The 26,539-nt window shown below is 66.1% G+C and carries 20 protein-coding genes and 1 other RNA gene; 2 read left to right on the plus strand and 19 right to left on the minus strand.

Translation table 11 applies throughout. The annotated features are described in order from the left end of the window. Nucleotides 1-39: 39 nt before the first annotated feature. From IAG39_RS27205 to IAG39_RS27215, 3 genes are all read right to left on the minus strand, one after another. Nucleotides 40-759, minus strand: coding sequence for a VOC family protein (locus tag IAG39_RS27205; RefSeq protein WP_118932602.1), 720 nt, complete (start codon nt 757-759; stop codon nt 40-42). A 13-nt stretch (nt 760-772) separates the two neighbouring features. After that, nucleotides 773-3,508 (minus strand): preprotein translocase subunit SecA, encoded by a 2,736-nt coding sequence (gene secA, locus IAG39_RS27210; protein WP_059373722.1) that lies wholly within the window; start codon nt 3,506-3,508, stop codon nt 773-775. Between the two features lie 191 nt (nt 3,509-3,699). Next, on the minus strand, nt 3,700-4,671 hold the full coding sequence (locus IAG39_RS27215; protein WP_054457596.1) for a M23 family metallopeptidase: 972 nt from the start codon (nt 4,669-4,671) through the stop codon (nt 3,700-3,702). 127 nt (nt 4,672-4,798) lie between these two features. Here IAG39_RS27215 and IAG39_RS27220 point away from each other — a divergent pair, with 127 nt between their 5' ends. Further along, a complete protein-coding gene (locus IAG39_RS27220) occupies nt 4,799-5,206 on the plus strand; it encodes a DciA family protein (protein WP_082401228.1) in 408 nt (135 codons plus the stop codon). 277 nt (nt 5,207-5,483) lie between these two features. Here IAG39_RS27220 and lpxC read toward each other — a convergent pair whose 3' ends face one another. The 16 genes from lpxC to rnpB form a co-directional block, all read right to left on the minus strand. Beyond that, a complete protein-coding gene (gene lpxC / locus IAG39_RS27225) occupies nt 5,484-6,407 on the minus strand; it encodes a UDP-3-O-acyl-N-acetylglucosamine deacetylase (RefSeq protein ID WP_059373723.1) in 924 nt (307 codons plus the stop codon). A gap of 240 nt (nt 6,408-6,647) precedes the next feature. Continuing rightward, the gene (gene ftsZ, locus IAG39_RS27230; protein WP_054457598.1) at nt 6,648-7,832 is read right to left on the minus strand and encodes a cell division protein FtsZ; all 1,185 of its coding nucleotides are present in this window, start codon (nt 7,830-7,832) and stop codon (nt 6,648-6,650) included. A 189-nt stretch (nt 7,833-8,021) separates the two neighbouring features. Further along, entirely contained in the window at nt 8,022-9,248 is a 1,227-nt protein-coding gene (ftsA, locus tag IAG39_RS27235) for a cell division protein FtsA (RefSeq protein ID WP_006217473.1), read from the minus strand. Between the two features lie 4 nt (nt 9,249-9,252). Next, nucleotides 9,253-10,077, minus strand: coding sequence for a cell division protein FtsQ/DivIB (locus IAG39_RS27240; RefSeq protein ID WP_059373724.1), 825 nt, complete (start codon nt 10,075-10,077; stop codon nt 9,253-9,255). Between the two features lie 12 nt (nt 10,078-10,089). After that, nucleotides 10,090-11,040, minus strand: coding sequence for a D-alanine--D-alanine ligase (locus IAG39_RS27245; RefSeq protein WP_059373725.1), 951 nt, complete (start codon nt 11,038-11,040; stop codon nt 10,090-10,092). Further along, the gene (murC, locus tag IAG39_RS27250) at nt 11,037-12,443 is read right to left on the minus strand and encodes a UDP-N-acetylmuramate--L-alanine ligase (RefSeq protein WP_059373726.1); all 1,407 of its coding nucleotides are present in this window, start codon (nt 12,441-12,443) and stop codon (nt 11,037-11,039) included. Before murC ends, IAG39_RS27245 begins: the two co-directional genes overlap by 4 nt. Next, nucleotides 12,440-13,513, minus strand: coding sequence for an undecaprenyldiphospho-muramoylpentapeptide beta-N-acetylglucosaminyltransferase (gene murG, locus IAG39_RS27255; protein WP_118932601.1), 1,074 nt, complete (start codon nt 13,511-13,513; stop codon nt 12,440-12,442). Before murG ends, murC begins: the two co-directional genes overlap by 4 nt. Beyond that, nucleotides 13,510-14,703, minus strand: a complete 1,194-nt coding sequence (gene ftsW / locus IAG39_RS27260; RefSeq protein WP_042796415.1) for a putative lipid II flippase FtsW — start codon at nt 14,701-14,703, stop codon at nt 13,510-13,512. Before ftsW ends, murG begins: the two co-directional genes overlap by 4 nt. After that, nucleotides 14,700-16,232 (minus strand): UDP-N-acetylmuramoyl-L-alanine--D-glutamate ligase, encoded by a 1,533-nt coding sequence (gene murD / locus IAG39_RS27265; protein WP_118932600.1) that lies wholly within the window; start codon nt 16,230-16,232, stop codon nt 14,700-14,702. Before murD ends, ftsW begins: the two co-directional genes overlap by 4 nt. Next, entirely contained in the window at nt 16,229-17,398 is a 1,170-nt protein-coding gene (gene mraY, locus IAG39_RS27270; RefSeq protein WP_013391525.1) for a phospho-N-acetylmuramoyl-pentapeptide-transferase, read from the minus strand. The genes murD and mraY overlap by 4 nt, the downstream gene beginning before the upstream one ends. Continuing rightward, entirely contained in the window at nt 17,388-20,243 is a 2,856-nt protein-coding gene (gene murF, locus IAG39_RS27275; protein WP_059373729.1) for a bifunctional UDP-N-acetylmuramoyl-L-alanyl-D-glutamate--2,6-diaminopimelate ligase MurE/UDP-N-acetylmuramoyl-tripeptide--D-alanyl-D-alanine ligase MurF, read from the minus strand. Before murF ends, mraY begins: the two co-directional genes overlap by 11 nt. Continuing rightward, on the minus strand, nt 20,240-21,970 hold the full coding sequence (locus tag IAG39_RS27280) for a peptidoglycan D,D-transpeptidase FtsI family protein (RefSeq protein ID WP_059373730.1): 1,731 nt from the start codon (nt 21,968-21,970) through the stop codon (nt 20,240-20,242). The genes murF and IAG39_RS27280 overlap by 4 nt, the downstream gene beginning before the upstream one ends. Beyond that, nucleotides 21,967-22,257: a cell division protein FtsL gene (gene ftsL / locus IAG39_RS27285; RefSeq protein ID WP_059373731.1), complete on the minus strand. Its 291-nt coding sequence runs from the start codon at nt 22,255-22,257 to the stop codon at nt 21,967-21,969. Before ftsL ends, IAG39_RS27280 begins: the two co-directional genes overlap by 4 nt. Continuing rightward, nucleotides 22,257-23,351, minus strand: a complete 1,095-nt coding sequence (gene rsmH / locus IAG39_RS27290; RefSeq protein WP_059373732.1) for a 16S rRNA (cytosine(1402)-N(4))-methyltransferase RsmH — start codon at nt 23,349-23,351, stop codon at nt 22,257-22,259. Before rsmH ends, ftsL begins: the two co-directional genes overlap by 1 nt. A gap of 7 nt (nt 23,352-23,358) precedes the next feature. Beyond that, nucleotides 23,359-23,787: a division/cell wall cluster transcriptional repressor MraZ gene (gene mraZ / locus IAG39_RS27295; RefSeq protein ID WP_006226256.1), complete on the minus strand. Its 429-nt coding sequence runs from the start codon at nt 23,785-23,787 to the stop codon at nt 23,359-23,361. 354 nt (nt 23,788-24,141) lie between these two features. Next, nucleotides 24,142-24,546, minus strand: an RNA gene (rnpB, locus tag IAG39_RS27300) — RNase P RNA component class A. 134 nt (nt 24,547-24,680) lie between these two features. Here rnpB and IAG39_RS27305 point away from each other — a divergent pair. Further along, on the plus strand, nt 24,681-26,507 hold the full coding sequence (locus IAG39_RS27305; RefSeq protein WP_059373733.1) for an ATP-binding cassette domain-containing protein: 1,827 nt from the start codon (nt 24,681-24,683) through the stop codon (nt 26,505-26,507). Nucleotides 26,508-26,539: the final 32 nt, after the last annotated feature.

Here is a 26,539-nt window from a genome sequence, read left to right on the forward strand (position 1 = left end):
CGGGCGATTCGTTCTTCAGCGGCATCTGCCGCCTGGCGCTTACAGGCCGGTATCCAGCGTGTAGTGCGCGCCGTCCTTGTTTTCCAGGGTCAACGTCGACAGCGTAGGCCCCGCCGCTGCGGCATCCTGGCTCACGTGGATGCGCAGGTTGGCCAGCGGCACGTCCCAGCCGCCGCTGGCGGCTTCGGCCGGTACGCCGGCCACCAGCGCCAGGCGTTCGGCGACCGCGCGCGCGTCGGGCGCGCGGGCATCGATGCGCAGCAAGCTGCGCGCGCCGTTGGGATGCGCCATGAGTTCAGGCGACCACACGCATTCGGGCGTCAGATGGCGGCAGAAATACATGCGGATGCCGGGCAAGGGTTGCTCGGCGAAACGCACGGTATGGAAACGGGCCTGGACTTCCTGACCATCCAGCATGGCGGGACGGCTCAGTTCCTGGACGGGATTGACGACAAAGCCTGCCGCCAGCAGGCGTTCGCGGGTGGCTTCGGCGTCATGGGTGCGGAACACCAGCGCCTCCAGCCCGAACGGGGAATCAGCGATTTCCTTGCGCGCGGGCGGCGCGCCGGGCGGCCAGCCCAGCAATTCGACGTACGTGCCTTCCAGCACGATCAAGCGGTTGCACGACCCCAGGTTATGCACCGCCTTGTCGCTCAGGTGAAAACCCTGGCGCTCGAAATGCGGGGCCAGCGCATCCAGCCGGTCGCGCACCATGACCACGGCATGGTCGAATTCAGTGCGGCCGACGGAATGCAGCATGATGGCTCCTGGATCAGACGAGCTTGCCGTGGCACTGCTTGTACTTCTTGCCGCTGCCGCAAGGGCACGGGTCGTTGCGGCCGACCTTGGGCAAGGCATTGCGCACGGGCTGCGCGCCGCTGTCCGATTCAGACTGGGCCAGCGCTTCGTCGTAGTCGGAATGGTGGTACTGCACGTTCTGCACGTGCGGCTGCGCCGCTTCGGCCTCGGCCTGTTCGACCTGTTCCTGCGACTGCACGCGCACCGTCATCAGCACCCGGACCACGTCGTCGCGGATGCGATCCAGCATGCCCGAGAACAGTTCGAAGGCTTCGCGCTTGTATTCCTGCTTGGGGTTCTTCTGCGCATAGCCGCGCAAATGGATGCCCTGGCGCAGATAGTCCAGCGCCGACAGGTGTTCGCGCCAGTGCGTGTCGATCGCCTGCAGCATGATCGAACGCTCGAATTGCGACCACGATTCCGTGCCCACCTGGTCGACCTTGGCCTGGTAGGCCTCGCGCGCGGCGCCCACCACGCGTTCGCGCAGGTCGTCGTCGGTCAGGTTGGCTTCCTTTTCCAGCATTTCCGTCAGCGGCAGCTGCACATGCCAGTCAGCCTCCAGCGCCGTCTGCAGCGCCGGCACATCCCACTGTTCTTCCACCGATTCCGGCGGCACGTAGGTGTTGAACATCTCGGTCACGGCGGCGTCGCGCAGGTTCTGCACGGTGGCGCCCACGCTGGCGGCTTCCAGCACGTCATTGCGCTGCGAATACAGCACCTTGCGCTGGTCGTTGGCGACGTCGTCGTATTCCAGCAATTGCTTGCGGATGTCGAAGTTGCGGCCTTCCACCTTGCGCTGCGCGGTCTCGATCGAACGTGTCACCATGCCGGCCTCGATGGGCTCGCCCTCGGGCAGCTTCAGGCGTTCCATGATGGCGCGCACGCGGTCGCCCGCGAAGATGCGCATCAGCGAGTCTTCCAGCGACAGGTAGAAGCGCGACGAGCCCGGATCGCCCTGGCGGCCCGCACGGCCACGCAGCTGGTTGTCGATACGGCGCGATTCGTGGCGTTCGGTGCCGATGATGCGCAGGCCGCCGGCGGCCTTGACCTGCTCGTTCAGCGGCTTCCATTCGGCGCGCACCTTCTCGATGCGGGCGCTCTTTTCGGCATCGGACAGCGATTCGTCGGCGCGAATCAGGTCGACCTGCTTGTCGACGCTGCCGCCCAGCACGATGTCGGTACCGCGGCCCGCCATGTTGGTGGCGATGGTGATGTGGCCAGGCTTGCCGGCCTCGGCAACGATCTCGGCTTCGCGGGCGTGCTGCTTGGCGTTCAGCACTTCGTGCGGCAGCTTGGCCTTCTTCAGCAGGCCCGACAGCAGCTCGGAGTTTTCGATGCTGGTGGTACCCACCAGCACCGGCTGGCCGCGTTCGTGGCAGTCGCGGATGTCTTCGAGGATGGCGTTGTACTTTTCGCCGTCGGTCTTGAAGACCTGGTCGTTCTGGTCCTTGCGGACCATGGGCTTGTTGGTCGGGATGATGACCGTTTCAAGCCCGTAGATTTCCTGGAATTCGTAGGCTTCCGTATCGGCCGTGCCGGTCATGCCGGACAGCTTTTCGTACATGCGGAAGTAGTTCTGGAACGTGATCGACGCCAGCGTCTGGTTCTCGTGCTGGATCTTCACGCCTTCCTTGGCTTCGACCGCCTGGTGCAGGCCGTCGGACCAGCGGCGGCCCACCATCAAGCGGCCGGTGAATTCGTCGACGATGACCACTTCGCCGTCCTGCACCACGTACTGCTGGTCGCGGAAGAACAGCGTGTTGGCGCGCAGCGCCACCATCAGGTGGTGCATCAGCGCGATATGGCGCGGGTCGTACAGCGATTCGCCTTCCGGCAGGATGCCCAGGCGCGACAGGATGCCTTCGGCGTTCTCGTGCCCGGCTTCGGACAGGTAGACCTGCTGGCTCTTTTCGTCAACCCAGTAGTCGCCTTCGGGTTCCGGCTCCTGCGGCTTGGGCTCGTGCGCCATGCGCTTGAGCAGCGGCGGCACCGCGTTCATGCGGACGTAGAGTTCGGTGTGGTCTTCGGCCTGACCGGAGATGATCAGCGGCGTACGGGCTTCGTCGATCAGGATCGAGTCCACTTCGTCGACGATGGCGTAGAACAGGCCGCGCTGGCGACGGTCTTCAACACGGTATTCCATGTTGTCGCGCAGATAGTCGAAGCCGAATTCGTTGTTGGTGCCGTAGGTGATGTCGGCCTGGTAGGCCGCCTTCTTTTCCTCGTTGGGCTGCTGCGGCACGACCACGCCGGTGCTCAGGCCCAGGAAGTGGTACAGGCGCCCCATCCATTCCGCGTCGCGGCGCGCCAGGTAATCGTTCACCGTGACCACGTGCACGCCCTTGCCGGCGATCGCGTTCAGGTAGACCGGCAGCGTCGCCATCAGGGTCTTGCCTTCGCCCGTGCGCATTTCGGCGATCTTGCCGCTGTGCAGGGCGATGCCGCCCAGCATCTGCACGTCGAAGTGGCGCATGCCGAACACCCGCTTGCCGGCTTCGCGCACAACCGCGAAAGCTTCGGGCAGAAGATCGTCCAGGGACGTACCCTGGGCGTGACGGGACCGGAATTCCTCGGTTTTGGCCGCCAGTTCCGCGTCGGAGAGCGCGGAGATCTTGGGTTCGAGCCCATTGATCTGGGTTACCAGCTTGCGATACTGCTTAAGCAGCCGGTCGTTGCGGCTGCCTATGAGTTTTTTGAGCAGAGAAACCATGCGTATGTCGGCCGCACGAGCCACGCCGCGCCCACGAAAGGCCGGAGCAGCGTCACCCGTGACTTGATGTTATTGGTTGAGCGGGGGTCCGCTGGAAAACGAACCAGTTTAACGCACCTGGAGCGCAATAGCCTGAACCTATGGCCAGGGCAGCACTGCCGGCCGGTTTGACCGGCGCGGACCGCCCAGGTTCACTGGGCGGCGTGGGCCACCGTGGAGGGCGGCGCGGTCTGGTGCGGCCCCAGGAACAGGCGCGGGTCCAGCGGCTGCCCGGCCAGGCGCACTTCGAAGTGCAAATGCGGGCCAGTGGAACGGCCGGAGCTGCCCACGCGGGCCACTTGCTGGCCGCGTTCAACCAGCTGACCCTGCTTGACCATCAGGGAGGAAGCGTGGGCGTAGCGGGTGATCAGGCCGTCGCCATGATCGATCTCGACCATGTTGCCGTAGCCCGGCTGGAACTTGGACTCCAGCACCACGCCGCCCGAGGCGGCCAGGATGGGCGTGCCCGGAGGCGCGGCGAAATCCAGGCCTTCGTGCATGGCGCTGCGCCCGGTCACGGGGTTGCGGCGCCAGCCATAAGACGAACTGAGATAGGGGTAATCGGTGATGGGCATGGCGGTCGGCATGCGCGCCTGGTCCGCCGACCGCTTGGTCAGCGCCGCGTCCAACAGCTTCAGATTGTCGGACTGCTGGGCCAGCCTGGCCTGGATCTCGTCGAGCTGGCGGCCCAGCGCCTCGGCCGAGGCCGCACTGGGCGGCGGGTGGTCGGTGAACAGATCGTCCATGACCTGGGTCGCCTCGGGCTGGGTCAGCGCCTCGGGCTGCGCCACGGCCAGCTGCTTGGCCAATTCGGGGTCGGTATAGGCCACGCCGGCCACCTTGGCCACGCGCTGGCCCAATCCGTCGATGCTCACCAGCTTGGCCTGCAGCGCCCCGACCTTGGCGGCCAGCAGATTCATGTTGCCGCGCAGGAAATCGGCATCGCGCCCGGGTTGGCCCGCCAGGGGCCAGCCCACGGCATGTACGGCCGGGAGGATCGGAGTAAGGTATCGTTGTAATGCGGCGCCAAAGATGGCGGCCGTGATCAAGGCGCCCCCCAGAAACAGCGCGAGGCGCGCGCCGCCCAGGGTGAAATGCCCGTCCTGCCCGTCGCGGGCGTGCATAATCACGATTTTCAAGGTTTGCTTCCTAATTCTTAGAGCCGGGATGAATAGACCCACTTCATACCGTCAACGTTCCAGTTCCAGCCGGCGGAAAGAAGATACCGCCCTGGGATGGCTGGGTCATGACATGCGGGGCGCCGGAGTTCTGGCGACCGCCCGCAAGCACCTGCAAATTCAGTACGCGGTGGCGGCGGTTCTGCCCGCCCCGCTGGGCGCCGTATGCCAGGTGGGCAAGCTGGAAAACCAGTGCCTCCACCTGGTGGTGCCGAGTGCCGCGCATGCGGCCAAGATGCGTCAATTGGCACCGCGCATCGCGCGGTCCCTGGCAGACCAAGGCTGGAACCTTAACGAAATCGCCGTCAAGGTACAAGCGGGTTTGCCCAAGCCCGGCGCCCGTCAGCCGCGCCCTCCCAAAGAGGCGCAACCGCTGGGCAACACCGCCCTGGGCGCGTTCGAGACACTGCACGGCAACCTGCGGCCCGGCCCTCTGGCCGACGCGGTCGCCAAGCTCTTGAAGCACCACAAGAGTAGCTGAAGCCGGCAGGGTTGTCCTTGATCCGGCGCCCCCGGAAACGAAGCGAAACCAAGTTCTCGGACGGATCGATACTATGGTTTGCCGCCGGTTTGCGCCTTAAGCGCTAGGGGATGACGACCGCAGCCATCCGCCGGGAGCCGCCCAGGGAATTACCGCGAACGATCAGGAACCTGGCTGCGCACAATGATAGCGCGGGCGCAGCGGAGTCAGCTTTGCCGGTCCGCCAGCGCCGCCCCCTTGAGGGGACCCGCGCAGCGGGTAGGGGGTGGGTCTGACGCTAGGCCAGCTGCCACTCGTGGCGGAACGCCTGCGGCGCCTCCGCCTGCGATTCGTAGGTGATCAGCTCCCAGGCGTCGCGCTGCTCCAGCAGCGCGCGGGCCAGCTGATTGTTCAGGCCGTGTCCCGACTTGCACGCGACGTAGCGCGCCACCAGGGGCTTGCCCAACAGATACAGGTCGCCGATGGCGTCCAGGATCTTGTGTTTCACAAATTCGTCGTCGTAGCGCAGACCGTCGCTGTTGAGCACACGGTACTCGTCCATGACGATGGCGTTATCCAGGCTGCCGCCGCGGGCCAGGCCCATGGAGCGCAAGGCCTCGACTTCGTTGACGAAGCCGAAGGTGCGCGCGCGGGCGATTTCACGCACATACGAATGCGTGGCGAAATCGATCTCGGCGAAATTGGCCGTGGAGTCGATGGCGGGGTGGCGGAAATCGATCGAAAACGCCAGCGCATAGCCTTCGTGCGGTTCCAGCCGGGCCCATTTCTCGTTGCGGCCTTCGCCTTCGCGCACTTCCACCGGCTTCAGAACGCGAATGAATTGCTTGGGCGCGTTCTGTTCGACGATGCCTGCCGAGCGCAGCAGGTAGACAAACGTGGCCGCACTGCCGTCCATGATCGGGACTTCTTCGGCGGTGAGGTCGATATGCAGGTTGTCGATGCCCAGGCCGGCCAGCGCCGACATGAGGTGTTCCACCGTGGACACGCGGACATTGCCTTGCTGCAGCACCGATGCCATGCGCGTGTCGCCCACGCCGGTGGCCTGCGCGGGCAGGTCCACGACTTGCGGCAGGTCGACGCGGTGGAAAACGATGCCCGTATTCGGTTGTGCCGGGCGCAAGGTGAGCTCGACCCGCCGTCCGGAGTGGACGCCGACGCCTGTCGTGCGGACGAGATTCTGAATGCTGCGCTGTCGGAACATGAGACTTGGGTGTTTTGAGCCAGGAAGCCGGCAAGAAGACGAGCAGATTGCCGGCGTAACTGACGTATTGTAACTCTGTCCGATCCCTGGCGCCATTTGGCGTCCGGATCGACCGATACCTCCGTCCCTTATTGAAACCGTGCAAGGGGAACACGGACCGCTTCGCCTCCGGCCTACCTGTGGGGACAGGCGGGCCGGAGATGAGGGAGTGCGTTTAGAGCCTGAAACAGGCTCTTAGGTTCAATCCGCCTGCTTGCGCAGGAATGCCGGGATGTCGAAATGATCCATGCCCGAGCTTTCCAGTGCACGCACCTGGGCCGACGCCTGGCTGCGCGGATTGCGCATGACAGACGGCATGTCCAGGTTGCGGTAATCGCCTTGACCGCCAGCCGGCATCGCGCCCATGGGCATGTTGTCGGTGCCGGTACGCAGCACTTCAGCGGTGTTCTGCACCAGCTGCGGACGCGCTTGCGCACGGCCCAGGCCGGTCGCAACCACGGTCACGCGCAGGTTCTCACCCATGGACTCGTCGTAGGCGGTGCCGAAGATCACGGTCGCGTCGTCCGAAGCGTAGCTGCGGATCGTTTCCATGATTTCGCGCGTTTCGCGCATCTTCAGCGAACGGCTGGCGGTGATGTTGACCAGCACGCCGCGAGCGCCGTTCAGGTCCACGCCTTCCAGCAGCGGGCAAGCGATGGCGTGCTCGGCGGCCACGCGGGCGCGGTCAGCGCCCGAAGCCGACGCCGTGCCCATCATGGCCTGGCCCTGCTCGCCCATGATCGTCTTGACGTCTTCGAAGTCGACGTTGACGTTGCCTTCGACGTTGATGATTTCGGCGATACCCGCGCAAGCGTTGTGCAGGATGTCGTCGGCGGAACGGAAGCAGTCTTCCTGCGTCGCGTCCTCGTCCATCAGTTCATAGAGGTTCTCGTTGAGCACCACGATGAGCGAATGCACATGCTTGGCCAGTTCCGAGATGCCGTCCTCGGCCATCTTCAGGCGCTTGTTGCCTTCGAAGGTGAACGGCTTGGTGACCACGCCCACGGTCAGGATGCCCAGTTCCTTGGCGACTTCGGCCACGACCGGACCTGCGCCGGTGCCGGTGCCACCGCCCATGCCGGCGGTAATGAAGACCATGTGCGCGCCATTCAGCGCGGCACGGATTTCCTCGCGCGCGGTTTCAGCCGACGCGCGTCCCTGCTCGGGCTTGGCGCCCGCGCCCAGGCCGGTGCGGCCCAGACGGATCTGCACCGGGGCGTTGGTCGCCGCCAGTGCCTGCGCATCGGTGTTGGCGCAGATGAAATCCACGCCGTGCACGCCGCTGCGAATCATGTGCGCCACGGCATTGCCGCCCGCACCGCCCACACCAACGACCTTGATAACGGTCCCTTTGGTGTTGTTCTCAAGCATCTCAAAGTTCATCATGATGACTCCCTCACAAGTCCGATTTCGCAAATCACAAAAATTCCCCAACCAACCTATGTTTTGTGAATCGCCTCAAACTCGTCGCCGGACGGGCCCGCAACGGGTTTGAAGCGCCTCCCCTCTTCTGGCCCGGCCCGCGATACCGCTGCGAACCGCACCAAGGACAGGCCCCAACCTGCCCTGTACAACTCAGTTCATGAACCATTCCTTCATGCGCGCCAGCAGGCTCTTGAAATTGCCGGTCTGGGCGGCGACCTTGCGGCCGCGCACACGCTGCATTCTTGCTTCCTGCAACAAGCCCATCACCGTCGAGAAGCGCGGATTGCGCATCACGTCGGCCAGGCTGCCTTCGTATTCGGGCACCGCCACGCGCACCGGCTTGAGGAACACGTCCTCGGCCAGTTCGATCATGCCGGGCAGTTGCGCCGAACCGCCGGTCAGGACCACGCCGGAAGCCAGCAAGTCCTCGTAGCCGGAGTCGCGCACGACCTGCTGCACCAGCGTGAACAGCTCTTCCACCCGCGGCTCGATCACGGCGCCCAACGCCTGGCGCTTGACCTGGCGCGGGCCGCGGTCGCCCAGGCCCGGCACTTCAACGGACTCGTCCGGGCTGGCCAGGACCTGCTTGGCCACGCCATAGCGCAGCTTGATTTCCTCGGCATCGGGCGTGGGCGTGCGCAGCATCGCGGCGATGTCGTTGGTGATCTGGTCGCCGGCGATCGGCAGCACGGCGGTGTGGCGGATCGCGCCGCCGGTGAAGATGGCCACGTCGGTGGTGCCGCCGCCGATGTCGACCAGCACGACGCCGAGTTCCTTTTCATCGGCAGTCAGCACGGCCAGGCTGGAGGCCAGGGGCTGCAGGATCAGGTCCTGCACTTCCAGGCCGCAGCGGCGCACGCACTTCACGATGTTCTGGGCGGCGCTGACCGCGCCCGTCACGATGTGCACGCGCACTTCCAGGCGCAGGCCGCTCATGCCGATGGGTTCGCGGATGTCTTCCTGGCCGTCGACGATGAACTCCTGCGTCAGCACGTGCAGCACTTGCTGGTCGGTCGGGATGTTCACCGCCTTGGCGGTCTCGATGACGCGGGCAACGTCGGTGGCGGTGACTTCCTTGTCCTTCACGGCGACCATGCCGCTGGAATTGAAGCTGCGGATATGGCTGCCGGCAATGCCGGTGTAGACGTCGCGAATCTTGCAATCTGCCATCAGCTCGGCTTCTTCAAGCGCGCGCTGGATGGAATTCACAGTGGTCTCGATATTGACGACCACGCCCTTGCGCATGCCGCGCGATTCGTGCTGGCCGAGGCCCAGCACTTCGAATCGCCCTTCAGGCAAAATTTCAGCCACCACAGCCACCACCTTGCTGGTGCCGATATCGAGGGCGACGATAAGGTCCTTGATGTCACGGGTCATGGCGTTAGCGTTTCTTGGGAGGTTTCGGTGTGGATTTGGATTTGGTTTCCGACGGCGGCAACGGGGCCAGCGCCAGGGCGAAACCATTGGGATAGCGCAGGTCGGCCTGCGTCACGGTGCGCCCTTCCAGGCGTCCGGCAACGGCGGGCCACGCCTGCACAAAACGTTGAATGCGGGCCGCAAACGGCAAGGCGCCCGGCAGGCCATGCGGATCCGGCGCATCGGCGCCCGGATCGCGGCCCAGGTCCAGCGACATGCCATTGGACAGCACCACGCGCCAGGCGTAGCGCGGACTCAGGTCCAACTGCGTGACGTGCATGTCCAGTGGAGCGAACCAGCGCGCCAACTCGGCGTAACGCTGCACGACCAGCGACTCGGTACCCTCCGGACCGGAGAACTGCGGCAGCACCGTCTCGTCGTCCACCTCGCCCGTGTTGGCCGTGAACGCCTCGCCCCAGGTGTTGATCATCTGGTTCTCGTTCCACAGCGCCAGGGGCTGCTGTTCCTCGATCCGCACGCGCAACACATTGGGCCAGATCCGCCGCACGGTGGCGTGCCGGACCCACGGCACCGATTCGAAGATCTCGCGCGCGTCGTCCAGGTCCACCGTGAAGAAATTGCCCTTGAAGCGGCCCGCGATCGCCGATCGCACCGCCCCCGTGGACACGTAGTGCAGCTCGGTGTCCGGCATCGATTCCAGCTCGATGGCCTGCAGCGTGAAGAACGGGCGTTGCGCCACCCACACCACGCCCGCAATGAGCATGGCGCAAACCGCCAGCACGGCCAGCGTGTTGGCGATCAGGTTGGTGGTGCGAGCGTCGTTCCACACAGAGTATCCGGGTCAAGCGTTGCGGGCCGGGCTGCGCACTTTGCACGCAGCCTCGGACAAGATCGCCACGCACAGTTCGGCGTAGCTGATTCCCACCGCCTTGGCGGCCATGGGAACGAGTGAATGACTGGTCATGCCAGGCGAGGTATTCATTTCAAGCAGCCACGGCCGGTTGTCACGGTCGAGGATGAAATCGGCGCGGCCCCAACCTTCGCAGCCCAGCGCCTGGTAAGCCTTGACTGCGATCTCGGCGACTTCCGCGGCCACTTCGGGCGGCAGCGTGGCCGGGCAGAAATACTGCGTGTCGTCGGAGAAGTACTTGTGCTCGTAGTCGTAGTTGCCGCCGGGCGCGGCGATCTCGATGACGGGCAGCGCGCGCGCGGTCTTGCCGCCGCCCAGCACCGCCACGGTCAGCTCGCGGCCGGTGATGAACTGCTCGGCCAGCACTTCGGCATCGAAACGCGCGGCCGCGGCGTAGGCTTCCTTCATGTCGGAATAGCCCACCACCTTGGTGATGCCCACCGTCGAACCTTCGTGCGGCGGCTTGATGATCAGAGGCAAGCTCAGGCGGTCCGGCACCAGGCGCAGCTCGGTGTCGGCGTCCAGCAATTCGAAGTCAGGCGTGGGCAGGCCGTGCTGCAGCCAGACGCGCTTGGTCATGGTCTTGTCCATGGCGAGCGCGGAGGCCAGCGGGCCGCTTCCGGTGTAGGGGATGCCCAGCAATTCCAGAGCGCCCTGGATGGTGCCGTCTTCGCCGTAGCGGCCGTGCAAAGCGATGAACACGCGGTCAAAGCCCTGGGCGGCCAGCTCGGACAGGCTGCGCTCGCCCGTGTCGAACAGGTGCGCGTCCACGCCGGCGCTGACCAGCGCCTGGTGCACGCCCGCGCCCGACATCAAGGACACTTCGCGCTCGGCGGAGCGACCGCCGTACAACACACCCACCTTGCCGAATTGCGTGCTCATGCCAGTTCTCCAACTTGGGCGGGGACCTTGCTGATCGAACCCGCTCCCATACAAATCACCACGTCGCCGTCGCGCACGAAATCCACGATGGCCTGCGGCAGTTCCGCCACGTCCTCGACGAACACCGGCTCAACCTTGCCGGCCACGCGCAGGGCGCGCGACAAGGCCCGGCCGTCCGCCGCGACCAGCGGCGGCTCGCCCGCGGCATAGACCTCGGTCAGCAGCACCGCATCGGCCGTGCCCAGCACGCGCACGAAATCCTCGAAGCAGTCGCGGGTACGCGTATAGCGGTGCGGCTGGAAGGCCAGCACGATGCGGCGGTCGGGCCAGGCGCCGCGCGCGGCGGCCAGCGTGGCGGCCATTTCCACCGGGTGATGGCCGTAATCGTCGATCACCGTGAAAGTGCCGCCGCCGTGGCTGGCCGGCACAGGGAATTCGCCCGTCTGCGTGAAGCGGCGGCCCACCCCGCGGAAGGACGACAGCGCTTCGCAGATGGCTGCATCGGCCACGCCCAGCTCGGTCGCCACGGCGATCGCGGCCAGCGCGTTGCGCACGTTGTGCAGGCCCGGCAGGTTCAGTTCGACCTGCAGCGGCGGCAACAAGGTGTCGCGGTGCGTGCGCTGCACGTTGAAGCGCATGCGCGTGCCTTCCGGCTGCACTTCGTAGGCGCGCACCTGCGCCTCTTCGTTCAGGCCGTAGGTCGTGATGGGCCGCGACACAAAAGGCATGATCTCGCGCACATTGGCGTCGTCCGAACACAGCACCGCGCTGCCGTAGAACGGCAGGCGCTGCGTGAACTCGATGAAGGCGCTCTTCAGGCGCGCCACGTCATGCCCGTAGGTGTCCATGTGATCGGCATCGATATTGGTCACGATGGCCATCACCGGCAGCAGGTTCAGGAACGAGGCGTCGGATTCATCGGCTTCCACCACGATGTAGTCGCCCTGCCCCAGGCGCGCATTGGCGCCGGCCGAGTTCAGGCGGCCGCCGATCACGAAGGTCGGGTCCAGGTCGCCAGCAGCGAGCACGCTGGCCACCAGGCTGGTCGTGGTCGTCTTGCCGTGCGTACCGGCGACGGCAATGCCGCGCTTCAGACGCATCAGCTCGGCCAGCATGATGGCCCGCGGCACCACCGGAATGCGCGCCGCGCGAGCGGCGATCACTTCGGGGTTGTCGCCCGCCACCGCGGTGGAGGTGACGATGGCGGCGGCGCCCGTGACGTTGCTGGCCACGTGGCCGATCGCGATCTTCATGCCCAGGCCGGCCAGGCGGCGCGTCACGGCCGACTCGTTCAGGTCGGAACCACTGATGGTGTAGCCCAGGTTGAGCAGCACCTCGGCAATGCCGCTCATGCCCGAGCCGCCGATGCCTACGAAATGGATGTGTTGAATTCTGTGTTTCATGATGCGCGCCCCGCTGCTTGTTCACAGACGTCGGCGATATGGGCCGCGGCTTCGGGGCGCGCATGCGCGCGGGCCCGTTCGGCCACGGCTTGAAGTTCTTGTCGGGAGCGTAGACCCAGCCACTGCGCCAGCCATTCGGGCGTCAGGCCGGTCTGCGGCTGCAGCCAGGCGGCCTGCGCGTCGCTCAGAAAGCGCGCGTTGGCGGTCTGGTGGTCATCGATGGCATGCGGGAACGGCACGAACAAGGCCGCGACGCCCGCCGCGGCCACTTCGGACACCGTCATGGCGCCCGCACGGCAGATCAGCAGATCGGCTTCGCCCATGGCGCCCGCCATGTCATCGATGAATGCGCGGCAGTCGGCCTCCACGCCCGCCTGGGCGTAGGCCTGCTGCAGCGCGGGCAAATGCTGTTCGCCGGCCTGGTGCACCACCACCGGCCGGCTTTCCTGCGGCAGACGCGCCAACGCCTGCGGCAAGGTCGTGTTCAGCGCCTGGGCGCCCAGGCTGCCGCCCACCACCAGCAGGCGCAGCGGGCCGCCGCGGCCGGCATAGCGCTGCGCGGGATCCGGCAACGCGCACAGGTCCGCGCGCACCGGATTGCCCATGGCCTCGCCCTTGGGCAGCACGCCAGGAAAACCGCTCAGTACGCGGCGGGCCATCCTGGCCAGCCACTTGTTGGCGGTGCCGGCCACGGCATTCTGTTCATGCACGACCAGCGGCGTGCCGCGCAGCGCCGCAATGACGCCGCCCGGGAAAGCCACGTAGCCGCCCATGCCCAGCACCACGTCGGGCCGCACGTCGGACAGGCGTGACCATGCTTGCCCAAAGGCGCGCAGCAGCAGGAACGGCAGCTTCAAGAGCGCCGAGGCGCCCTTGCCGCGCACGCCCTGGAAGCGCAGCGGCACCAGTTCGATGCCGCGCGGCGGCACCAGCCGGCCTTCCATCTTTTCAGGATTGCCCAGCCACAGCACGCGCCAGCCGCGCTCACGCAGCACGTCGGCCACGGCCAGGCCCGGCATGATGTGTCCGCCGGTGCCCCCAGCCATGATCAGGATGGTGCGGGAGGTCATACTCGCCCCCCACGCATCATGACGCGGTTTTCCACGTCGACCCGGATCAGCATGGCCAACGCGCACAGGTTCATCACGATGCCGGAACCGCCATAGCTCATCAGGGGCAGGGTCAGGCCCTTGGTGGGCAGCAGGCCCAGGCAGACGCCCATGTTGATGAAGGCCTGCACGCCGAACCACATCGCCACGCCATGCGCCACCAGGCCCGCGAAAGTGCGTTCCATGGCGATGGCCTGGCGGCCGATGTCGAAGCCGCGATAAACGATGATGGCAAACAGGGTGATGACCAGCATCACGCCGGCAAAGCCCAATTCTTCGCCTACCACCGCCATCAGGAAGTCGGTATGCGCTTCCGGCAGATAATGCAGTTTCTCGACGCTGGCGCCCAAGCCCACGCCCAGCCATTCGCCGCGGCCCAGGGCGATCAGCGAATGCGATAGCTGGTAAGCGCTGCCGTAGGCGTTGTCTTCGTTCCAGGGATCCAGATACGCGAACAGGCGCGCGCGGCGCCACGGCGACAGCCAGATCAGCATCAGGAAGGTGCCGACCAGCACGGCCAGCAGGCTGCTGAAGTACTTGCCGTTGATGCCGCCCAGGAACAGGATGCCGATGGCAATCGCCACGATCACCATGAAGGCGCCCAGGTCGGGTTCCAGCAGCAGCAGCATGCCGACGCCGGCCAGCGCGAATGCCATGGGCAGGAAGCCGCGGGCAAAGGCCTGCATGTGTTCCTGCTTGCGCACGGTGTAGTCGGCGGCGTAGAGCAGTGCGGCCAGCTTCATCAATTCGGAGGGCTGGAAGTTCAGCGGACCCAGCGGGATCCAGCGATGCGCGCCATTGACCTCGCGGCCGATGCCGGGGATCAGCACCGCCACCAGCAGCACCATGGCCACCACGAACAGCGGCACCGCCAGGCGTTGCCACACGCGGATCGGCACGGCCAGCACCACCGCCGCGCCCACCAGGCCGGCGCTGATGAACAAGCCGTGGCGGATCACGAAGTAATAGCGGCCATAGGACGCATAACGCGGGCCGTCGGCCAGCGCGATCGACGCCGAATACACCATCAGCAGGCCAAGCAGCAGCAAGGTCGACGCCGCGATGACCAGCGGCAGATCGAAATTGCGCATGCGGGTACGGCCGGGCCGTACGGCGTTGACGCTGGCGGTGAGATCGGCGATCAAGCTCATGCGATCTCTCCACGGTCGCGGGCCAGGTCTTCGACCTCTTCCACGAACACCTGTCCGCGGTGCGGATAGTTGCGGAACATGTCCAGGCTGGCGCAGGCGGGCGACAGCAGCACGGCATCGCCGGGCTGAGCCAACTCGGCGGCGCCGCGCACGGCGTCGCGCAGGGTTTCAACCGTCACGCACTGCACGCCGGTCGACGCCAGCACACGGCCGATCTCGGGACCGTCCTGGCCAATCAGCATCACGGCGCGCGCGTGCTGCGCCACCACCGGAATCAGCGGCGAGAAATCCTGGCCCTTGCCCTGGCCGCCGGCGATCAGCACGACGGGCTGGCCCAGACCTTCCAACGCGGCGACGGTAGCGCCCACGTTGGTACCCTTGCTGTCGTTGATGTAGTCGACGCCGCCGATCGTGCGCACGAAGGCTGCGCGATGCGGTTCGCCCGTGTATTCGCGCAACGCGCGCAACATCGGGCCCCAGCCCAGGTCCAGGCAGCGCGCCAACTGCAGCGCAGCCAACGCATTCAAGGCATTGTGGATGCCGCGGATGCGCAGGGCGTCCACTGGCATCAGGCGGCTCATGCGGCCCTTGGCGCGCACCGGCTCGGGCGCGTCCTTCTTGCGGCGCACCGGCGGCGCGGGTTCATCGAAATCATTGGGTTCGCAGGCCACCAGCCACGCCACGCCCTGGCCCAGCTCCAGGCCCATGTCGCCGACCAGCTCCGGCACGTCGCGGCCGAAGCTGCGCACGTTCAGCGCGTTCAGCGTGGCAACCATGTCCACGGTGTACGGATCGTCGCGGTTGACGATGGCGACCCGGGCCATCTTCAGCAGGCGGGCCTTGGCCTGCGCGTAGGCTTCCATGCTGCCATGCCAGTCCAGATGATCCTGGGTGACGTTCAGCACGACGGCCGCGTCGGCCATCAGCGAGCGCGTGGTTTCCAGCTGGAAGCTGGACAGCTCCAGCACCCAGACCTGCGGCAGCGATTCGGCATCCAGCGCTTCCATCAGCGCGGCCAGCGCCGCGGGACTGATGTTGCCCGCCGCCACGGCCGAAAGACCGCTGGCTTCGATCAGTTGGCGCGTCAGCGCGGTAACGGTGGTCTTGCCGTTGGTACCTGTCACGGTCAACAGGCGCGGCCGGTACTCGCGCGTTTCAGCCAGATCGGCCAGCGCGCGCGCAAACAATTCAATCTCGCCGACGATCTCGATGCCGCGGGCCTCGGCCTCGCGCAGCAGATCGGCCGCGGGCGCCTGAGCAGGCGCCAAGCCCGGGCTCAGCACCACTTGGCTCACGCCGTCCAGCAGCGCCGTGTCGAACGACTCGTCGCAGCCCAAGCGGTATTCCACTTCGCTTTGCGCCAGCGATTCGCGCAGCGCAGCCAGCCCGCCCGGTTCGGCGCGCGTGTCGGCCACGCGCAGGCGGGCGCCCAGGCGGGCGCACCAGCGAGCGGCGGCGACACCCGTCTCGCCCAATCCGAGGATCAGGACGAGCGGCGCGTCTGCGCGGGAGGTTTCCATCGTATTCATCGCAACTTCAGGGTAGAGAGGCCAATCAGCACCAGCATCATGCTGATGATCCAGAAACGCACGACCACCTGGGTTTCCTTCCAGCCGCCCACTTCAAAGTGATGATGCAACGGGGCCATGCGGAAAATGCGTCTACCTGTTCCATAACGTCGCTTGGTGTACTTGAACCAAGTCACTTGCATCATCACGGAAAGGGTCTCGACCACGAACACGCCGCCCATGATGAAGAGCACGATTTCCTGGCGCACGATGACCGCAATGGTGCCCAGCGCGCCACCCAGAGCAAGCGCGCCGACGTCGCCCATGAAGACCTGGGCCGGATACGCGTTGAACCACAAAAATGCCAGCCCGGCGCCCCCGATCGCGGCGCACAGCACCATCAGTTCCGACGCGCCCGGGATGTAGGGGAACAGCAAGTACTTGGAATAGTCCACGCGACCGACCACATAGGCGAAGATGCCCAGCGCGCTGCCCACCATGACGGTAGGCATGATGGCCAGGCCATCGAGGCCGTCGGTCAGGTTCACGGCATTGCTGGTGCCGACGATGACCGCCCAGGTCAGCGCCACGAAGCCAAGCACGCCCAACGGATAGCTCACGCTCTTGAAGAACGGAACGATCAGGTCAGCGCGCGTCGGCAGCGGCATCGTGAAGCCGCTGCCCACCCAGGCCTTGAAAAGGGGCCACAGTTCGGTGTTGGCGGGCGCGGACACAGCGAAAGCCAGATACACCGCGGCCACGATGCCGATGGTGGCCTGCCAGAAGAACTTCTGGCGCGCGGGCATCCCTTCGGGATCGCGATAGACCACCTTGCGGTAGTCGTCCATCCAGCCGATCCAGCCGAAGCCGAAGGTCACCAGCAACACCACCCACACGAAGCGGTTGGTCCAGTCCGCCCACAGCAGCGTGCTGATGGCGATGGAAATGAGGATGAGCACGCCGCCCATGGTGGGGGTGCCGGTCTTGACCAGATGGGTTTCCGGACCGTAGGAGCGCACGGCCTGGCCGATCTTCATCTCGGTCAGTTTGCGGATCACGCGCGGACCCGCCACCAGGCCAATCAACAGCGCAGTCGCGCATGCCAGAACAGCGCGCAGGGTGATGTATTCGAACACCCCCAGTGCGCGCACATCGTCAGACAGCATGCGGGCGATTTCAAGCAGCATTCTGCTCTCCCTGCCCCTTGGCCGTCACACCTTCATTCGTAGAAAAAGCCGTCACTACCCGCTCCATGCGCATAAAGCGCGATCCCTTTACCAATACGCAGGACGCGCGCAGGCCGCGCATGGCGGCAACCACTTCGTCTACCGATGCGCAGGCGTGTGCGCCCACTCCGAATGCGGCCGCGGCCGCCCGGCTGGCTTCGCCTAGCGTGATGAGCGCGTCGAGCCCTTGCTCACGCGCGTAATTGCCCACCTCGACATGCATGGCGGGGCCGTTGTCCCCGACCTCGCCCATGTCGCCCAGCACCAGGACGCGCTTGCCGGCCATGCGGGCCAGCACGTCCACGGCTACGCGGACCGAGTCGGGGTTGGCATTGTAAGTGTCATCAATGAGCAACGTTCCGTCACTCATACTCTTGTGCTGCATGCGCCCCGCGACCGGGCTGAAACCAGCCAGTGCGCGCACCGCGCCGTCCAGCGGAGCCCCCGCGGCGATCGCGCTGGCAATGGCGGCCAGCGCATTGCGCAGGTTGTGCAGGCCCGGCACCGGCAGCGTCAGGTCGGCAACGCCCACCGGCGTCACCACACGGCAACGCGTGGCGTTCACGTCGGCGAGGATCTGCTCGGCGTACACGTCCAGGCCGGGCTGCAGGCCGAAACGCAGCACGCGGCGCGGCTCGGCCAGGGCATCCCAGATCGCCGAATACGGCTCGTCGCCGGGATACACGGCAACGCCGTCCTCGGGCAGCGCCGCGATGGCGGCGCCGTTCTCGTGCGCCACCGCTTCCACGCTGTGCATGAATTCCTGGTGTTCGCGCTGGGCGTTGGTGACCAGCGCCACCGAGGGCGCCGCAAGGGCGGCCAACTGCGCGATCTCGCCGGGGTGGTTCATGCCCAGTTCGAATACGGCGGCGCGGTGCTCCGGCCGCAGGCGCAGCAGGGTCAGCGGCACGCCGATGTCATTGTTCAGGTTGCCGGCGGTCGCCAGGCGGCCCGTCTCGCCCTGCCACTCGGCCAGCATCGCCGAGATCATTTCCTTGGTGGTGGTCTTGCCATTGCTGCCGGTCACCGCCACCACGGGCAGCGTGAACCGCGCGCGCCACGCGGCGCCGATGCGCATCAACGCAACGCGGGTATCGCCCAGCACCAGTTGCGGCAGCTTGGCGTCGGGCACGGCATGCGCCACCACGGCCGCGCACGCGCCGCGCGCTTCGGCCTGATCCAGATAGTTATGGGCGTCGAAGTTCTCGCCCACCAGCGCCACGAACAGTTCGCCTTCGCCGATGCGGCGGGTGTCGGTCGACACGCCCTTGACCTGCGGCAACAGCAGCGCCAGCCGCGCCCACTCCCGGTCATCGAACGGCAGCTTCTCGCCCCCGATATCCTGGTAGGTTTCATGGCCCTTGCCGGCCAGCAGCACCACATCATCGGGCGCCGCGGCCCAGATGGTCTGCATGATGGCGCGTGCGCGGTCCACTTGCACGTCGGGCGTCACGTTGTCGGGAATACCCGTCAGGATCTGTTCGACGATGGCTTCGGGCGACTCGGTGCGCGGGTTGTCGCTGGACACGACCACATGGTCGGCCAAGTCCGCAGCGATGCGGCCCATCACCGGACGCTTGCCCGGATCGCGCTCGCCGCCGCAGCCGAACACGCAGATCAAGCGGCCCGATCGGGCGGTCGCAACGGCGCGCAAGGCCGCCAGCGCGCGTGACAACGCATCCGGGGTATGGGCATAGTCCACCACCACCAGCGGGCCACGGCCCGTGCTGGCCTGGGTGCTATGCGCCACCGGTTCGACGGTCTGCAGGCGGCCGTCGACGGGGTCAGTCGCCGCCAGTTCGCGCGCGATCTGCGCAAACGGCAGGCCCAGCTGATACAGCACGCCCGCAACCAGCAGCAGGTTCGATACGTTATGCGCGCCCAGCAGGCGCGTCACGATCTGCGCCTCGCCATGCGGCGACACCAGCGTGAAGATCTGCCCCTGCGCGGTAGCCTGGAGATCGCGCGCACGCATGCCGGCGGGAATGTCTTGCGCTTCGCTCAGGCTGTAGCCCATCGCCATGCCGGCAGGCAGGTCGGCGATCAGGCGGCGGCCGGCTTCGTCGTCGGCGTTGATCACGGCGGCGGTCAGGCCCGGCCAGCGGAACAGGCGCGCCTTGGCGGCTTCGTACCGTTCCATGGTGCCGTGGTAGTCAAGATGGTCGCGCGTCAGGTTGGTGAAGGCGGCCAGCGCAACACGAACGCCGTCCATGCGGCCCTGTTCGATGCCGATGGAAGAGGCTTCCATGGCCACGGCCTTGGCGCCGGCGTCGCGCATCGCGGCCAGCGTGCGGTGCACGGTCAGCACGTCGGGCGTCGTCAGGTCGCCGCCCAGCGTCTGCCCATCGGGCAACACGGCGCCCAGGGTGCCGATGGTGCCGCAGGGCTTGTCATTGCGGCTCAGCGCATGGGCAATCCATTGCACCGATGACGTCTTGCCGTTGGTGCCCGTTACCGCCACCACCGCCAGCTCGGCCGAGGGCCGGCCGTACCAGGTGTCGGCCAACTCGCCCAGCAGGCCACGCAAGCCGGTCACCGGCAGCATTGCAGCGTGGTCCGCCACGGCCGTCACGGCCTCGTTGGCGGGAGCTTCGAACAACACTGCACTGGCGCCCAGCGCCAACGCCTTCTCTATATAGAGACGTCCGTCGCTGGACAGGCCCGGGCACGCGACGAATACATCGCCCGGCTCGATATCGCGGGAGTCCAGCTTGAGGTGCGCGGTCAACGACACGCGCGAATGCAACCACGCCACGGTTTCGGCAACCGTGGCGACAGGGTTGGAGAGGAAGCCTTTGGCGCTCATCTGCCTGGCTCCTTAAGACCAGCAACAATTGTGGATTCGAAGGGTGCGTCCGGGCGCACCCCCATCAGCCGCAAGCTCCCCCCCACGATCTGGGAGAACACGGGCGCGGCGATAGCGCCGCCGTAATAGCCGCCGACCGTCGGCTCGTCGATGGACACGGCCACGACGATCTTCGGATCGGATACCGGAGCGAAGCCCACATAAGAGCTCCGATAGCGCTGCATGCTGTACTTGCCGTCGACGATCTTGCGCGCCGTGCCGCTCTTGCCGGCGACCCGGTAGCCCTGCACCTGGGCGGCCTTGGTGCCTTCGGGGCCGGCGGCCGCTTCCAGCATGCCGCGCACCATTTCGGTGGTCTTGGGCGTGTAGATCTTGACGCTGGTGGGGTCGCTGTCGCGCTTGACCAGGGTCAGCGACACCATGTCGCCGTTACGGGCGAAAACGGTATAGGCGCGCGCCACCTGCAGCAGCGACACCGACAGGCCGTAGCCGTAGGCCATGGTGGCCTTTTCGATCAGGCGCCAGCGGTCCCACGGACGCAGGCGGCCGGGCGCCGCGCCGGGAAATCCCACCTGGGGCGCCTGCCCCAGGCCCAGTTCGGTGAAGCGGTCCCACATTTCGCGGGACTCCAGCTTCTCGGAGATCATCGTCATGCCTATGTTGCTGGACTTGCGCAGCACGCCCGCCACGTCCAGCGTGCCGTTGCGGCTCACGTCGCTGATCGTGCTGCCCTGGTACTGGAAGCGGCCGTTGCCGGTTTCGAACAGGGTCTTGGTGCTGATGCGGCCCAGGTCCAGCGCCAGCGCGGCGGTGAACGGCTTCATGATCGAACCGGGTTCGAAGGTGTCGGTGATAGCCTGGTTGCGCAGCTTGGAACCGTGGAAGGTCTCGCGCTTGTTGGGATCGAAGGTCGGCACGTTGGCCAGGGCCAGGATCTCGCCCGTGTGCACGTCCACGACCACGGCGGTCGCGCCCTTGGCCTGGTGCTTGTCCATCGCGTCCTTCAACGCCTTGAACACCAGGTACTGCAAGCGCGTGTCGATCGACAGGCGCAGGTCGCGGCCATCCACCGGCAGGGTCACGGCCTGCACGTCTTCGATCACGCGGCCGAGCCGGTCCTTGATCACGCGGCGACTGCCGGGGCGGCCGGACAACTGCTGGTTGAACGTCAGCTCAACGCCTTCCTGCCCCTGGTCCTCGACGCTGTTAAAGCCCACCACGTGAGCCATCACGTCGCCGTCCGGGTAGTAGCGGCGGGTCTCGGGCTGTTGATGCACGCCCGGCATGCCCAATTGCTTGATCTTGTCGGCCACGTCCATGGAGACCTGGCGCTTCAGGTAGACAAAGTTCTTGTCTTCGTCGACGAGGCGGTGGCGCAGGTCGGCCGGCGGCGTTTCCAGCAGCTTCGCCAGCGTATCCATCTGCGCCGGGGTGGCCTGCTTGGCGTCTTCGGGAATCGCCCAGATGGCGCGCGCCGGCACGCTGGAGGCCAGCACGGCGCCATTGCGGTCCATGATCTTGCCGCGCGTGGCGGCCAGGGTCAGCGTGCGCTCATAGCGCCGCTCGCCCTGCTGCTGCAGGAACTCGGTGGACAGCCCCTGCAGGAACAGGGCGCGGCCAGCCAGCACGGTGAATCCGCCGAACAGCAGGATCAGCACCAGGCGCGCGCGCCAGGTGGGCAATTGCCCGCGCAGCACAGGGTTGTCGAAGAAAGGGACGCGTTTCATTGCGCGCCTCCGTTGGCGGAGACGGGCGGCTGGTTCATGTACAGCGTGCGGTCCGGAACGATGGAGATCATCTTCAGGCCGTCGCGTGCGATGGCGTCGACCCGCGCGTTGCGGGCCAGTTCGGCGCGGTCCAGCTGCAGGCGCCGCCAATTGGTTTCGAGGTCGCGCGCCTGCGCCTGATCACGTCCCAGCTCGATGAAGAGCTGGCGCGACTGATACCGGCTGGTGACCAGGGAAATGGCCGACAGCATCAGCAAAGCCGCAACGATCAGGTTGACGCGACCCATTAGCGGCGCCCTCCCTTGCCGCGGCGCGGCGGGGGTGCCAGGTCGCTGCCCGGCAGCGAGCCGATCTTCACGAACGCAAAACCGCCCTCGGCGGGCAGCGGCGTCTCGGTGCGTTCGGCAACGCGCAGGACGGCGGAACGGGCGCGGGCGTTGGCCGAGACTTCGTCGTCTTCGGCCAGCACGCGGCCCAGGGAACGCAGGACCGGTTGGGGCATTTCGCTTTCCCGCAGGGGCAGGCGCGCATGCGCGGCAGCCGGACGAGCCGCCGCCGCGATGCATTGCTTGACCATGCGGTCTTCAAGCGAATGAAAGCTGATCACCGCCAACCTCCCTCCCGGGGCGAGCAGGTCTAGAGCTGCCGCGAGGGTGCGCGCGAGCTCTTCGAGTTCCCGATTGATGTAAATCCGTAGAGCTTGAAAGGTGCGTGTGGCCGGATGCTGCCCCTTTTCGCGCGTGCGGACGGCGCTGGCGACGCACTCGGCAAGTTCGAGCGTGGTGCGCAGCGGCCTTGTTGCGCGGCGAGCAGCAATCGCCTTTGCAACCTGAAAAGCAAACCGTTCTTCGCCATAATCCGCTATGACCTCCCGCATCTCATCCACACTGGCTTGCGCCAGCCAATCCGCCACCGTGGGACCACGAGTGGTGTCCATCCGCATATCGAGCGGGCCATCTCGCATGAACGAGAAACCGCGCTCGGCATCATCGATCTGAGGCGAGGAAACGCCCAGATCCAGCATCACGCCATCGACCTTGCCGATGCCGAGCTGCTCCAATTCTTCGGCCATGGTGGCAAAGCCGCCATGCACCACGGTGACCCTCGGGTCCGCTGCCGCCAGTTGCCTGGCTACGGCGATCGCCTCCGGATCCTTGTCGAACACCACCAGCCTGGCGCTCGGCCCCAAACGGCCAAGCAATTCGCGGCTGTGCCCGCCACGCCCGAAGGTGCCGTCAACGAAGACGCCGTCTTCCGCCCGCGTAGCCGCAGCCGGCCCGGCATGCTGATGCGACCGTGCCGCACCCTTGCCGCCGAAGTCGGGCAGCAATAGCGCGTCCACCGTCGGCTCCAGCAGAACGGGCCGATGTTCGAATTCCATAACTTTTTCAGAACGAAAACTGATTCAACACATCCGGCATACCCTTGGCCAGGTCCTCAGCCTCGCGGCTGGCCAGAGTAGCGGCGTCCCACAGCTCGAAGTGCGCGCCCAGACCGAGCAGCATCACATCGCGCGTCATACCGGAAGCGTTGCGCAGTTCAGGAGCGATCAAGACCCGGCCGGAGCCGTCCAGTTCCACGTCCTGAGCGTTGCCCAGCAACAGCCGCTGCAACGCGCGCGCCGTCATGGGAAAGGCGGCAATCTGCTCGCGCTTCTTTTCCCACTCCGGCCGCGGGTAGACCAGCAAGCAGCCGTCAGGGTGGCGTGTCAGGGTCAGCCGGCCATCGGCCTGCGACATGAGCGCGTCACGGTGCCGGGTCGGAATCGAGATCCGTCCCTTGGCATCCAGCGTGAGCGCGCTGCTTCCCTGAAACACCACTTTTACCCCACTTAATTGCACAATTTCCTACTATTTCCCACTCTACGGTATGGGATCGGGGCGGTCAAGCGCGTGGTTGCAATTTTTTCAATCACAACAAGGACTTAGATCAACATGTAAATCCGCAAAAAGAAAAACCTCCCAATAAATCAGGAGGTTGCGGCACTATCTAAAAGTCCTTCTTCAGAAGTGGCGGCTAACAATGGCTTTGCATTGTTTTACGGTCGGTCGTTAGCTCCGGTTGGCAAGGCTTCCAGCCGGCCCCGCCGATTGGAGCGGCCCCAAAAATGGTCCGGCCCGGCCAGCGCGACGCCTGGCTCCAGCCCGGACCCGGCTCGCGTTGAGAATGAGTTGCAAGACGGGTCTATAGGCCGGATTCTGTACACCAGGTTTCCCTGGCGGACGATCATTCCTCTGGACGGATCATTGCTGAGCCGCTCTAGCCATCTACCCGCATGCTTGGACGGGCCGCCCTACGCGGTCCGAAGACCGCACGCATGCCTATTTGATGTTGCTCCGGATAGAGGTTGCCGCGTTTCACCCTGCGATGCCGCCGCCCGTTGCCGGACGGCGCGATACGGAGATGGCCGTATCTGTGCGCGCGCTGCGCGCCCGCCCCGCAGACTCGTCTCTGTGGCCCTATTCCTCAACCGCGCCCGAAGACGCGGCCGGACGGCCGTTAGCCGTTACCCTGCCCTATGGAGTCCGGACCTTCCTCGATGGATTCGCATCCACCGCGATCGTCCGACCCGCCTTGCGGTGCGTATTCTATTACACCTGCCGGCTCCGTCCCCGCAGAGACCTCGATACCCTGCCGCGCAAACGGCGTTGCGGGGTTCCTGCGACAATACGCCTTGATCCGCTCAGACGCCGCAGACAATACCCATCACATGGCCCTTGCTACTCTCATCACCCTTACCGACATCCAGCTGGCCTATGGCCACCACCCGCTGCTGGACCATGCCGATTTCGCCATCCAGGCGGGCGAGCGCATAGGCCTCATCGGCCGCAATGGCGCCGGCAAGTCTTCGTTGCTGAGGCTGCTGGACGGCAGGACCCAGCCCGACGACGGCGACATCGCCCGCAGTTCGGGCCTGCGCGTCGCCACGGTCGAACAGGAACCCGAACTCGACGAAAACGCCACCGTCTTCGATGTGGTTTGCAATGTCGAAGGCGATCATGAAGACTGGCAGCGCCCCTCGCGCGTGCGCTCGGTGCTCGAAAAGCTCGGCCTGCCCGCTGACGTACAGATCGCGGGCCTGTCGGGCGGCACGCGCAAGCGCGTCGCGCTGGCTCGCGCCTTGGTCGACGAGCCCGATCTGCTGCTGCTGGACGAACCCACCAACCACCTGGACTTCGAAGGCATCGCCTGGCTGGAAGACATGCTGCGCGCCTGGAAAGGCGCCGCGGTCATCATCACCCACGACCGCCGCTTCCTGGATGCGGTGGCCACTCGCATCGTTGAACTCGATCGCGGGCGGTTGCTGAGCTTTCCCGGCAACTTCTCGCAGTGGCAAGAGCGCAAGGCCCAGTGGCTCGAGTCCGAGCGCCTGGAACAGGCCCGCTTCGACAAGCTGCTGGCGCAGGAAGAAGTCTGGATCCGCAAGGGCGTCGAGGCCCGCCGCACCCGCAACGAAGGCCGCGTGCGCCGCCTGGAACGGCTGCGGGTCGAACGCGCCGAACGCCGCGAACGCGTCGGCGACGTTTCGCTCGCCCTGGCCGAAGGCCAGCGCTCCGGCAAGCTGGTCGCCGAACTCGACCATGTGAACAAAGCCTTCGGCGACAAGATCGTGGTGGACGACTATTCCACGACCATCCTGCGCGGCGACCGCATCGGCATCATCGGCCCCAACGGCGCGGGCAAGACCACCCTGCTCAAGCTGATCCTGGGCGAGATGCAGCCCGACAGCGGCACGACGCGGCTTGGCACCAACGTCGCGGTTGCGTATTTCGACCAGATGCGCGCGCAGCTGGACGAAAACGCCACGCTCGTCGACATCATCAGCCCGGGTAGCGAATGGGTGGAAATCGGCGGCGCCCGCAAGCACGTCATGAGCTACCTCGGCGACTTCCTGTTCTCGCCCGCCCGCGCCGGCTCGCCCGTGCGCAGCCTGTCCGGCGGCGAACGCGCCCGGCTGCTGCTGGCGCGCCTGTTCGCCCGTCCCGCCAACATCCTGGTGCTGGACGAACCCACCAACGACCTCGACATCGAAACGCTCGAGCTGCTGGAAGAATTGCTGCAGGAGTACCAGGGCACGGTGCTGCTGGTCAGCCATGACCGCGCCTTCCTGAACAACGTCGTCACCCAGACCATCGCCTACGAAGGCAATGGCCGCTGGCGCGATTACGTGGGCGGCTACGACGAATGGGTCGCGCAGCGGCCCGCGCCCGCGGCCCCGGCCGAAGACGCGGCTCCTGCCGCCAGGCCTGCCGACGATGCCGCCGCGCGCGCCAAGGCCGCCAAGCCCAAACCGGCCAAGTCCGCCAAGATGAACTCCTGGGAGCTGCGCGAGCTGGAAGGCCTTCCTGACGCCATCGCCGCCCTGGAAGCGCAACAGGCCGAGCTCGCCGGCAAGCTCGCCGATGGCAGCCTTTACCGCGACGCGCCCGCCGAAGTCGAACGCATCAACGGCGAACTCGCCAAGCTGGAAAGCGAACTCGAAGAGCGTTTCGCCCGCTGGGAACTGCTGGAAGCGCGCCGCGAAGGTACGCTGTAATCAGCTTGTCTCTATATACATATAGAGGCGCA

The sequence above is a fragment of the Achromobacter xylosoxidans genome (assembly GCF_014490035.1).
GTDB lineage: Bacteria > Pseudomonadota > Gammaproteobacteria > Burkholderiales > Burkholderiaceae_B > Achromobacter > Achromobacter bronchisepticus_A.

Bases quoted from the DNA above. Each gene is read 5' to 3' on its own strand.
- IAG39_RS27215 (WP_054457596.1), bottom strand. From the start codon at position 4,671: ATGCACGCCCGCGACGGGCAGGACGGGCATTTCACCCTGGGCGGCGCG.
- ftsW (WP_042796415.1), bottom strand. From the start codon at position 14,703: ATGAGCTTGATCGCCGATCTCACCGCCAGCGTCAACGCCGTACGGCCC.
- murG (WP_118932601.1), bottom strand. From the start codon at position 13,513: ATGACCTCCCGCACCATCCTGATCATGGCTGGGGGCACCGGCGGACAC.
- IAG39_RS27245 (WP_059373725.1), bottom strand. From the start codon at position 11,040: ATGAGCACGCAATTCGGCAAGGTGGGTGTGTTGTACGGCGGTCGCTCC.
- IAG39_RS27205 (WP_118932602.1), bottom strand. From the start codon at position 759: ATGCTGCATTCCGTCGGCCGCACTGAATTCGACCATGCCGTGGTCATG.
- lpxC (WP_059373723.1), bottom strand. From the start codon at position 6,407: ATGTTCCGACAGCGCAGCATTCAGAATCTCGTCCGCACGACAGGCGTC.
- murD (WP_118932600.1), bottom strand. From the start codon at position 16,232: ATGAATACGATGGAAACCTCCCGCGCAGACGCGCCGCTCGTCCTGATC.
- murF (WP_059373729.1), bottom strand. From the start codon at position 20,243: ATGAGCGCCAAAGGCTTCCTCTCCAACCCTGTCGCCACGGTTGCCGAA.
- murC (WP_059373726.1), bottom strand. From the start codon at position 12,443: ATGAAACACAGAATTCAACACATCCATTTCGTAGGCATCGGCGGCTCG.
- ftsL (WP_059373731.1), bottom strand. From the start codon at position 22,257: ATGGGTCGCGTCAACCTGATCGTTGCGGCTTTGCTGATGCTGTCGGCC.
- ftsA (WP_006217473.1), bottom strand. From the start codon at position 9,248: ATGACCCGTGACATCAAGGACCTTATCGTCGCCCTCGATATCGGCACC.
- mraY (WP_013391525.1), bottom strand. From the start codon at position 17,398: ATGCTGCTTGAAATCGCCCGCATGCTGTCTGACGATGTGCGCGCACTG.
- IAG39_RS27305 (WP_059373733.1), top strand. From the start codon at position 24,681: ATGGCCCTTGCTACTCTCATCACCCTTACCGACATCCAGCTGGCCTAT.
- ftsZ (WP_054457598.1), bottom strand. From the start codon at position 7,832: ATGATGAACTTTGAGATGCTTGAGAACAACACCAAAGGGACCGTTATC.
- IAG39_RS27280 (WP_059373730.1), bottom strand. From the start codon at position 21,970: ATGAAACGCGTCCCTTTCTTCGACAACCCTGTGCTGCGCGGGCAATTG.
- IAG39_RS27220 (WP_082401228.1), top strand. From the start codon at position 4,799: ATGCGGGGCGCCGGAGTTCTGGCGACCGCCCGCAAGCACCTGCAAATT.
- rsmH (WP_059373732.1), bottom strand. From the start codon at position 23,351: ATGGAATTCGAACATCGGCCCGTTCTGCTGGAGCCGACGGTGGACGCG.
- secA (WP_059373722.1), bottom strand. From the start codon at position 3,508: ATGGTTTCTCTGCTCAAAAAACTCATAGGCAGCCGCAACGACCGGCTG.